Below are 9,738 nucleotides of genomic sequence, written 5' to 3'. Positions count from 1 at the left end.
GGTAAACTTGGTCTTTTTCATGGCAATTGTCCTGGTCTTTTAAGGTACGACAAGTGCTTGATTTTCTATACTTTAGCTTGGCCTAGTTTTACGGGGAGAGGTCATACCGTATTCGCCGAACCAAACTTCTTCCTCATCAGGCAGCTTGAAGTAAATGCCTACGTAAGATTGTACGCCGCTACGCCTCAGTTCACGTAGCCACTGATGCGAGACAAAAAAGTCAGACGTTAGTGGCATAAAGAATACGCCTTTCTGATACTTGCCACCCTTTATTCCACCGCGAATAATACGTTTTGTTTCCTTTTCGTCGGCTAAATGAATGAGCGTGGGCATAATAGCTTTAAAAAGATGTATTGCTAAACATATTAAAAGTAAGTCTGGGATTCCTCTGCTCAGCCGGATTTACAATCCGGTTGCTGCGAGTTGGGAATTTGTACTCCCCGTCCGCAACGCGGGCAGCTACGCTAAGACAAAACTTAGACGGCACGGCTATGGCGGATTGCAAATCCGCACCTCCTAAAGGCCGGATTATAAAATCCGGCCTAGCACTAGGCTCGCGCTACAAGAAGTTAGCCTGCGTTTGTTTCCTTAGTAGGGCCGCCGTTATTCAGACCTAGGTTCTGTGTTTGGGATTTATCGGGTTGGTCGTAATCACCGCCGCCGTAGCCGCCGGTGAAGGCATTGGAATCGGTGCCGAGGTTGCGGTCGGTTAGGTCTTCGCGGCCGCCGCTGCTACCCAGGCCGCCCCGGTGGCCGCTTTGATCGTAGCCGCGGTCTTCGTCGCCGTTGAAGCCAGCGCGGCCCATGCCTTCCCCCTGGCCTACGGCATCATCGGAGTTGTTGCCGGTGCCTTCGGCACCTTGCCGCCGCTGCTGGTCGAAATCGGAGCCCTGGCCGGGTTGCGGGTCACTGGTGCCGAAGGCCGCGCCGGGTGCTTGGCTACGGTCCATATCGGCATCTGCCATCACTGTGGACATATCGCGCGGGTCGTCTTCTGAGCGTGTTGCAGGCGCTTGGTCGCCGCCGAGCTGGGCCGGGTCGGGGGTTTGATTTTGCTGGTCGGCGGGTTGGTTGTCAGTAGCCATTACGAAGTAGTGGGTAGGTTATTTGGGAGAAAAGGTCAGCTTTTCAATACTGCCTTGCGCCGGGAAGGTTGTGCCACGGCCACCCACAGGCTCCTACCTACTGGCGGCCAAACTCTTTGCATGCCAGCAGCTTTCGCCTACACTATTACCCCAGCGCGCAACTTCAGAAGCGGCTATCGTCCTGCTACTCCGGCGAACGCCCGGCAGCCTACTTGTGGTACAGAAAGCTGTAGAGCATCCACAAAACGGCCAACGCGGCCATCACATACCAGCCCCACTTCGTGTAGTCGTCGGGCGGTGTAGTGCTTTTGCGTGGTTTGATCTTTAAGCCCGGGAGATTCATAGCACACTGTTTTGCTACTTTATAACGTACTGACTTGCATACGAGTAGCCCGGAAGAAATAGTTTCCTTTCGCGGAAGCGAAGTTTGCCGTTGGCGCTCAGCCGTCAGTTCCTGGCCCGAAGGCAAGCCACTCCTAACAGGAGGGTGCAGGATGGAGCACCCCGCCAATCTGGCGTCCTTGAAATGCTGGTACAAAGGCAGTTGCCGGTACCCGCGAAACCTGTTGCCCAAACCTAGCTCCCCAAAACCACCATGAAACTGAAATCTACTTTGCTGCTTGCGGCGCTGAGTGCGGCCGCTCTGCTGGCAACTCCGGCCGCCGCCCAAATCGGCAAGCGCTTTCCCTCGGAGCGCAAAGTGGTGAAGGACCCCGTAACGGGCACCATGCTCACTTTCCTCACGAGCACCCCCAGCGGCGACTCGAAGATCTACCAGACGCATAATCAGTGGACTTCGGATGGGCACTGGCTCATCTTTCGCTCCGGGCGGGTGCCGGGCGAGGCCATGGCGGTGAACGAGAAAACCGGCGAGATGGTGCAGGTAACGGAGGGCGGCTACACCGGCATGCTCAATATTGGGCGCAAGTCGATGAAGCTGTACTTCATGCGCAACCCGGCCGGCACCACCCGCGAAAATCCGGCCACCAGCGTGCAGATTATCGAGGTAGACCTAGCGAAGGTGTTTGCCGACAGCAAAGCCGGTAAGATGCAGGCTCCCAGCGTTTACCAGCGCGTGTGCGGCACCACCCCGCCCGAAATGGGTGCCGGCGGCGACATGGCCCTGGATGCCAACGAAGACGTAGTATATTTCCGGGTCGGCAAGGCCGAAGCTGCCAAGCACCTAGCTGCTAATACCAAGATTGAGAGCAACTTTGGGCCGCGAAACATGGGTGCAGGACCGGCAGGACTGGCCAGCATGAACCTGAAAACCGGCGAGTTCAAGCACGTCGTGTCGGTGCCGTTCCAGATCGGGCACGTTCAGACGAACCCGTGGGTGCCGGGCGAAATTGTATTTTGCTGGGAAACCGGCGGCAAGTCGCCCCAACGCACCTGGACGGTGCTGGCCGACGGCTCGGGCCTGCGCCCGCTCTACCCGGAAGCCAGCTACGAATGGGTGACGCACGAGGCCGTAATTACGCGCGATGAGGTGGCGTTTGCCTTGATGGGACACCGCAAAATCAACTTCAACAAAGATGGCGCGACGGCCAGCAACCAAGCCAGCGACCCACGTAACCCCGGTCAGGAAGCCGGCTGGGGCGAATCGGGCACCCGCGAAAAACCGACCGGCCTAGGTATCGTGAACCTGCGCACCCGCGAGGTGACCATTGCCGGCCAAACACCGAGCGGCAGCGGCCTGTGGCACGTAAGCGGCTCAGCTGATGGTCGCTTTGCCGTCGGCGACGACTTCTCACGCAGCCTCTACCTCATCGACCGGCAGACGCACGAGATGCTTATGCTGACCACCGGCCACAAGGAAACCGCCGCCGACCACCCCCACCCCACATTCAGCCCCGACGGCACCCGCATTCAGATTCAGTCAGCGATGCTGTCGGCAGATAATAAGTCGATGAATATCTGCATTGTGCCCGTACCGGAATCGTGGCTGAAGCGGACGTACAAGGAGAAGGGCAAGTAACTTGCCTAGACAGCTGAATATTAAACCAACAAGACCGTCGTGCTGAGCTTGTCGAAGCATCTCTACCGCTTTTGCCAGAACGTCATGTCGACCAACGGGAGACATCTCGCGTGCAATGGCAAACCTGATAAAAGGAATTACTACCGCAACGACCGCACGCGAGATTCCTTCTGTTGTCGGAATGACGTTCTGGTAAAAGCGGTAGAGATGCAACTGTTGTCGGCCGCTATCCTGAAACCTAGGTCAGCACTTTTTCGCTGTTGTTGTCTTTGACTTTACGTGGTCGGTCGTCGTCGCCGAGCAGCAGGCCCCAGGGTTTCAGCGCCTCAATTCGGTCGAAGATAATCTTGAGGATGGCCATGCCCGGCAGCGCCAGAAACATACCGGGTATGCCGCCGATGGAATTGCCAACCAGCACTCCCACAACGGCTGCCAGGGCGTTTACCTGCACTTTGCCCGCCACAATGCGCGGCACCAGCACGTTATTGTCGATAAACTGAATGACCATGTACACCCCTACCACGCCCAGCGGATAGAGGTACCCAGGCTTGGTGACAAAGGCCATGAGCACCGGCAGCAGAATGGCAACCAGGCCGCCTACATAGGGAATGAAGTTCAGCAAGGCGCCCAACACGCCCAGCAGCAAGGCATATGGAATGCCCAGGATAAACAACCCGGCCACATTGAGTACGGCCACTACGGCGCCTTCAATCAGCAGGCCGGTCATGTAGCTTTGGATGGTACCTTTGCTTTCGTGCAGCACCTCCTCCACTTCCGGGTCGTGCTTACGGCCCGAAAACACCTGAATAAGAAAGTTAACCAGCCGCTCGCGGTACAGCAGCAGCAGAAAAATATACACCGGCACCAACGTCACGACGACCAGCAGCCCCGACACCGTTGAGAGGGCCTGCACCGCCAGCGCCGTGGCGCGACTGGTGGCTTGCTGCAACCAACCGAGCAGCCGCTGGTTGGTGATGCCGAAGCGCGCATCGAGCCAGCCTACCAGCTCCCGCTGCGTCTGCAAGAGCTTGGCTTTGAACATCGGCATCTGCGAAGCTAGCTCCCCGGCTTGCAGGTAGATAAAATACATAACGCCCAACAGCACCGCCACTCCCAACAGCACCGTCAGAGTAATGGCCAGCAGCTCCGGCACCCGGCGCCGGAGCAGCCACTGCTCAATCGGTAGCAGCAGGATGGCAAAGATGGCCGCGAAGAACAGCGGAAACAGGATGTCGCCGGCCAGGTAGATTGTTAGTACGAGCAAGGCCAGGCCGAGCAGCACCAGCGGCGCTTTGGCGTAAAAAGGGAGTTCAAGTTTGTTAGGATTCTCGTTCATCAGGAGGGGTTTCAAGCTAATTTTCAACCTGATACGCAGGCTAGCCTGGAAAGTACGGGCCGCCGGACGCTTCCTTCGATCTAACCGCTCAAGCTCAACCAGGCATTAAAAAGCCCGATCTACGTTTTTCGCAGGGCTGACTACCTAGGTCTGACTGCACCCAGGTTTGGTTTCAGGCCTGCCTCGTTACTGCTGCACTTGCAGCTGCTCGTTTTGTCGGCGCAGGCGCTGACACAACACCCGCAGAATAGTGCGCAGAACCTCGCTGCGTTCGGCCATTACCTCATAAAAATCTTCCTGATCGAGGCGCAGAGCCGTTACGTGGCCGTGCGCCACGGCCGTAGCCGAGCGCGGCTGAGCATCGAGCAGGGCCAGCTCGCCGAAAAAGTCGCCTGAGTGGAAGGAAGCGAGCTGCTGCGCGCCATTGACGATGCCGACCTCGCCCTCGCAGATGATAAAAAGCGAAGTTCCGAGCGCGCCTTTCCCAAAAATCTCCTGCTCCGGCGCGAAGGAAACTTCCTTCATAATGGGCATGATGGCCGCCAGCACGTTTTCGGGGGTGTCGGCAAAAAGGGCGGTGCCTTTTAACATGCGCACACGCTCCAGCGCCGACGTGCAGGCGTCCGTTGGTTGGGTAGCCATAAGCTGGGAAGTAAGTGACGGATATTCAGCCAGAAGAACGTCGTAGGCGGCGGGGCGCTGCACGGGCAGCCGCTGCACCACCGCGCGGGCACTTTCCTGCACCAGCAGATCCGGGCTGAACAGGTGCGGGTACAGGTGCAGCACCGTGGCGGGCTGCGGATGCCACTGCCGCAGCGCCACGCCGAGCGTCCAGGCGGTGAAGGCCGCCGTGCCCCGGCGCACGATTGTGGTAATCAGGGGCTCGGAGGCCGTGAGCGGACCTAGCACCTCATCCAGCAGCTGGGCTTTGGCCCGCGAGTGGCCGCCCTCCACCAGCGCCTCCAACCCTTCATAAAGCGGCCGGGGCAGCAGATTTTTCAGGCTTTTCAGGGCATTGACCTGTTGCTTGCCGGTGGTGCGCGCCAGCGTGCGCCGGGCCTCCAGCAGCAAGGGCCGCTCGTACACTTGCAGCAACAAGCCGAGCAGGCGCTGCCGACCCTGTCCTAGCTCGTAGTGCAGGGCGTGGCGCAGCTCCGCGTCGGCCCCGATCATACCGTGCAGCAGGTGCTGGGCCAGCCGCAGCTCTTCCTCCACCAGCCGATGAAACACCGGCGCATCGGTGGGCACCGAGGCAAAAGAACTCAGCGCCTGCACGATGGCAGCCCGGGCGGGCAAGCTGACCTTCGGAGCCAGGTCTACCAGCAGCTGTCGGGCCGCGGGCGTACCTAGGCGGACGCACAGGTTTGCCAGCGGCTGCGCCCGGTGCTCGTCGGTTTCCTGGGTCAGGGCTTCGCCGAGCAGCGGCAGCACGACCGGCCCCAGTCGTACGAGTTTATCGGTGGCGGCTTCCCGCTCGGCTTTCACCTGAAGAGCAGTAAGCAGCTCCCGAATCAGCCTGGGGTCCGGCTTTCCATCATCCGTGTCGCTGTTTTCGGGTTCTGCTTCAGAATTATCACGTTCATACCTAGGTGTCTCCGGGGCCCGAACACCAGTTGTTCTTTTCGCCGGCCGGTGGGGCGTTCGGGACGCTCGCCACCACCAGCGCAACGCTATTAGCAGCAGCGCACCTAGCCCCGCAAGTAGCAGATTACCAGCCCCAGACAAGTTGAAGTCCAGCAGCAGATGAGCCGTAAAAGACGAATATCCCGCCTTTGTTGCGCCCGTTAGTATTGCCAGAAAACCGCATCCTTGTTCCATGGGAATTCTTTCGCGTGAGCAAGGCTTGGATGAAGTGGAGGGCCAGCTAAACCTAGGTTAGTGCAAGGCGCGCTTCTTGATCAGGCCGCCCTTCATGTCGCTGATACTCTGGGTATAAATAAACGCCTGCGGATCAATTTTGTAGATTTCATCCGTCACGTTGACGACCTCCAGCCGGGTGATAATCGTGAACACCGCCTCCATTTTGAGGTGCTGGTGGCCGTGCGAGCCGAAGCCCTGGGTGCATTCGTATACCGTCGCGCCGCGCCGCAGCTTGTCGGTTATCATCTGCCGGATTTCGGTGCTGTGGAAGGACATAACCGTCAGGCCCGTGTATTCCTCGATGCCTACCAGGATGAAATCGACGGTTTTGGCCGCCGACAAATACGTCAGGATCGAATACAAGGCCGTTTCTACCGACAGCAGCCAGGCGGCCACCCCGAAAATCAGCACGTTGATAATCAATACTATATCACCAATAGAAGCCGGCATTCGGCGCGAAAGATAGACGGCCAGGATTTCGGTGCCGTCCAGCACGCCACCGCCCCGCATGGCCAGCCCAACGCCGACCCCGAGGAAAAAGCCGCCAAATACGGCAATCAGCAGCCGATCCTGGGTGAGGGGCGGCACCGACACCAGCAGCAGCGCCCCGGCCAGCGCCAGCAGCGTCAGCAGAGTTTTGAGGGCAAACTTGCGCCCCAGGTGGTAGTAGCCCAGAATGACGAAGGGAATGTTGAGCAGCAGAATCAGCAGCGACAACGACACGCCCGTCAGCTGATTGATAATCAAGGCTATGCCAGTCACACCGCCGTCGATGAATTCGTTGGGCAGCAGGAAGCCTTTCAGACCCAGGGCCGCTGAAAACACCCCTGCCAGCAGCAACAGGCCATGCAGCAGGAACTGCCGCACCTCATGCCGGGCCCAAAAACTGCTTCGACTTGCATCCGCCGCTTCCGTGACGGACGCCCGAAGGCGTTGCCGGGCAGCCATTCTGGTGCGGAAGCGCGCAGGAATAAGATGCTGGAGCAACATCGCAGCCCGTAAATTCAGGTAAACCCAACCGATAGTAACCTAGGTAGCCAGCGCTAGTTAGTTGAAGATCAGGCGCTGGCAAGTAGCACGCGCCGACACCGGAGCCTCGGAAGCACCTGACTACCTACTCGGTTTGCAGCCTGCCTGTGCCTCCGTTTTATCGTTCGTCATCAGCAGCGCACCACTTAGCGAAACCATTTGTATAAGCCCCGACCTAGGTCAGGACGGGCTTATAACTTATAGAATAAAACTAAATAAATCAACAAATTATACCAGCGCCGTTTAACTAACGCTCTCCTCGGCGGGCAGGCAGATGGTGAATTCCGTGCCCTGACCTTCCTGACTTTCAACGCTGAGCGTGCCGCCGTGGCCTTTCGTAACGATGTCGTAGCTGAGCGACAAACCTAGGCCGGTGCCTTCGCCGGTGGGTTTGGTCGTGAAAAAAGGCTGGAATATTTTTTCCCGCACGGCGGCCGGAATGCCGTTCCCATTGTCGCGCACCCGAATACAGACGTGCTTATCCGTGCGCTGGGTTTGCACGCACACTTCCGGCTGAAACCCCTCGCCCTCTTGCCGGCGCTTTTCGGCCACGGCATAAAAGGCGTTGGTGAGCAGGTTCAGCAGCACCCGGCTCAGGTCTTGCGGTACCACCTGCATGGCTTCCAGGCCGGGGTCGAGCTTGGTGGTGAGGGTCGCCTGAAACTCCTTGTTTCTCACTTGCTCGCCGTGGTAAGCCAGGCGCAGACTTTCCTCTACCAGCGCGTTGAGGTTGGTGGCCTGGCGCTGACCCTGGCTTGCCCGCGAGTGCTCCAGCATGCTCTTCACGATGCGGTCGGCGCGGCGGCCGTGCTGGTGAATCTTGGTGTGATTCTGAGCTAGATCCTGCATCAGCTGGTCGATGGCTTCCTTACCGCCCACCGATAAAGGCTCCTTCGCCAGCTCCTCCCCTAGCTCCGTCATCAGCTCGGCGTTCAGGTCGGAGAAGTTGGTCACGAAGTTCAGCGGGTTCTGAATTTCGTGCGCCACACCCGCGGTCAGCTCCCCCAGCGAAGCCATTTTCTCGCGCTGCACCAGCTGGTTCTGCGTGGCGCGCAGCTCCACCAGCGTTCGATCGAGGGCGTCGCGCTGGGCTGCTATCTGGCTGTTCTTTTCTTTTAGGTGTTGATTAATGCGCTGCTTGAGCAAGATGTTGCGCAGCAGCAGCCCCGCCAGCAGCAGCACGCCACCTAGCCCGGCCAGCAAACCGTACAACTGCTGACGTTGCAGCTGCCGCTTTTTGTTGAGTAATGCAATCTGAGCCTGCTTCTTATCCAGCTCGTAGCCGTAGCGTAAGGCGCTGGTTTTGCGTTGGGTTTCTTCGCCGGAAACAGAGTCTCGGTAAGCAACCCACAGGCTTTGGTAACGATAGGCTTGGGCAAAGTCGCGGCGTCGGGCATAAGCTTGAGCCAGCACGTTGCTGGCGTTGCGCAGATACTCGTTGCTATGCGTGCGCTGGCTTATATCAAAGCTTCGCCGAGCCAGGATGATAGCGCTATCAACGTTCCCAGAGGCTAGATAAACCTTAGCTAGCGTCAGCTCTGCGGCTGGTAGGTTGTACGTATCCTTGTTTGCTCGTGCGGAATTTCTTGCTCGAAATCCATGCATCAATGCCTGCTTATAGCTGCCCTGCTGCTCGTATAGTTCGGCTACTTTCGCCTCGTTCCCTGTGGCGCTACGCACATCTCCCAGCCGTTGATTTAGTTGAACGGCCCGCCGAAAATAGGTCAGCGCCTTCGGCCAATCTTTTAACATTTGGTACGTATTCCCCAGCAGTTCCAGCGTAGCGGCTACTACATACTCATCTCCTAGCTTTTCGCCATTCCGTAGCGTGGCCTGTAGCACCGGTAAAGCTTCCTGGTAGTTCTCCAGTTTAACGTAGATGCTTCCCAACACAAATTGCAGTTGAGCTTGGGTCGCATGGTCGCCGGCTTGCTCAGCATAAGGCAAGCCCTGAAGAGCCGCACGCAGGGCTGGCGCAAGATTCTCCTGAATCATCTCAATCAGACTCAACTGCAAATGAACCTTACCCAGTCCTTTTCGGTCGTTGCGGCGCCTGAACAACGCTTGTGCCTGTTGCGTGTAGCGCCGCGCCTGAGGGTAGTCAGCTTCTAGTCGTGCAGCCGTACCTAGGCTGATCAATGCACGACCTTCCCCACGCTGATCGTGAATACGTTGGCTTAGCGTGAGAGCTTCTTTGAGCAGCGTAACGGCTTGGGGCAGGTCAGTCGCCAGTAGTTCATTCGACAACGATTGCAGCCGGCGCACACGCGTGGTATCGGCTTGGGTCGCTTTGTTGAGCAAGGTCCGCAGGCTATCGGCTGCTCGCGTCTGGGCTTTCAGTGGCTCGACACGTAGTAAGCTCAACACCCAGAACAAAGCAAGCCAGCGTTTCATAAGAAAGCTTTATTTGAGCTAGACCTGCACTTTCAACAATCGCCACCCTGAAAAAG

Annotated in this window: 8 protein-coding genes; 1 reads left to right on the top strand and 7 read right to left on the bottom strand. The window is 58.1% G+C overall.

Annotated elements, in window-relative coordinates:
• Positions 1-72 precede the first annotated feature (72 nt).
• From IEX74_RS21650 to IEX74_RS23400, 3 genes are all read right to left on the bottom strand, one after another.
• A complete protein-coding gene (locus IEX74_RS21650) occupies positions 73-333 on the bottom strand; it encodes a hypothetical protein (RefSeq protein WP_188816179.1) in 261 nt (86 codons plus the stop codon).
• A gap of 236 nt (positions 334-569) precedes the next feature.
• On the bottom strand, positions 570-1,085 hold the full coding sequence (locus IEX74_RS21645; protein WP_188816178.1) for a hypothetical protein: 516 nt from the start codon (positions 1,083-1,085) through the stop codon (positions 570-572).
• 208 nt (positions 1,086-1,293) lie between these two features.
• A complete protein-coding gene (locus IEX74_RS23400) occupies positions 1,294-1,428 on the bottom strand; it encodes a hypothetical protein (protein ID WP_262892052.1) in 135 nt (44 codons plus the stop codon).
• Positions 1,429-1,680: 252 nt separating this feature from the next.
• Here IEX74_RS23400 and IEX74_RS21640 point away from each other — a divergent pair, with 252 nt between their 5' ends.
• A complete protein-coding gene (locus IEX74_RS21640) occupies positions 1,681-3,063 on the top strand; it encodes a TolB-like translocation protein (protein WP_188816177.1) in 1,383 nt (460 codons plus the stop codon).
• A gap of 238 nt (positions 3,064-3,301) precedes the next feature.
• Here the strand turns inward: IEX74_RS21640 and IEX74_RS21635 are convergent, their stop codons facing one another.
• The 4 genes from IEX74_RS21635 to IEX74_RS21620 form a co-directional block, all read right to left on the bottom strand.
• Positions 3,302-4,399 carry an AI-2E family transporter gene (locus IEX74_RS21635; protein ID WP_188816176.1) on the bottom strand — a complete coding sequence of 366 codons (1,098 nt, stop codon included), beginning with the start codon at positions 4,397-4,399 and terminating at the stop codon, positions 3,302-3,304.
• A gap of 186 nt (positions 4,400-4,585) precedes the next feature.
• On the bottom strand, positions 4,586-6,217 hold the full coding sequence (locus IEX74_RS21630) for a cyclic nucleotide-binding domain-containing protein (RefSeq protein ID WP_188816175.1): 1,632 nt from the start codon (positions 6,215-6,217) through the stop codon (positions 4,586-4,588).
• Between the two features lie 57 nt (positions 6,218-6,274).
• On the bottom strand, positions 6,275-7,207 hold the full coding sequence (locus tag IEX74_RS21625; protein WP_188816174.1) for a YitT family protein: 933 nt from the start codon (positions 7,205-7,207) through the stop codon (positions 6,275-6,277).
• A 324-nt stretch (positions 7,208-7,531) separates the two neighbouring features.
• Entirely contained in the window at positions 7,532-9,682 is a 2,151-nt protein-coding gene (locus IEX74_RS21620) for a tetratricopeptide repeat protein (protein WP_188816173.1), read from the bottom strand.
• Positions 9,683-9,738: the final 56 nt, after the last annotated feature.

This window comes from Hymenobacter cavernae (assembly GCF_014641455.1).
GTDB classification, from domain to species: Bacteria; Bacteroidota; Bacteroidia; order Cytophagales; family Hymenobacteraceae; genus Hymenobacter; species Hymenobacter cavernae.
This window is presented reverse-complemented; position numbering and strand designations above follow the sequence as displayed.

Coding starts and splice junctions, on each gene's coding strand:
- IEX74_RS21645 (WP_188816178.1), bottom strand. CDS start 1,085: ATGGCTACTGACAACCAACCCGCCGACCAGCAAAATCAAACCCCCGAC.
- IEX74_RS23400 (WP_262892052.1), bottom strand. CDS start 1,428: ATGAATCTCCCGGGCTTAAAGATCAAACCACGCAAAAGCACTACACCG.
- IEX74_RS21650 (WP_188816179.1), bottom strand. CDS start 333: ATGCCCACGCTCATTCATTTAGCCGACGAAAAGGAAACAAAACGTATT.
- IEX74_RS21620 (WP_188816173.1), bottom strand. CDS start 9,682: ATGAAACGCTGGCTTGCTTTGTTCTGGGTGTTGAGCTTACTACGTGTC.
- IEX74_RS21630 (WP_188816175.1), bottom strand. CDS start 6,217: ATGGAACAAGGATGCGGTTTTCTGGCAATACTAACGGGCGCAACAAAG.
- IEX74_RS21635 (WP_188816176.1), bottom strand. CDS start 4,399: ATGAACGAGAATCCTAACAAACTTGAACTCCCTTTTTACGCCAAAGCG.
- IEX74_RS21625 (WP_188816174.1), bottom strand. CDS start 7,207: ATGGCTGCCCGGCAACGCCTTCGGGCGTCCGTCACGGAAGCGGCGGAT.
- IEX74_RS21640 (WP_188816177.1), top strand. CDS start 1,681: ATGAAACTGAAATCTACTTTGCTGCTTGCGGCGCTGAGTGCGGCCGCT.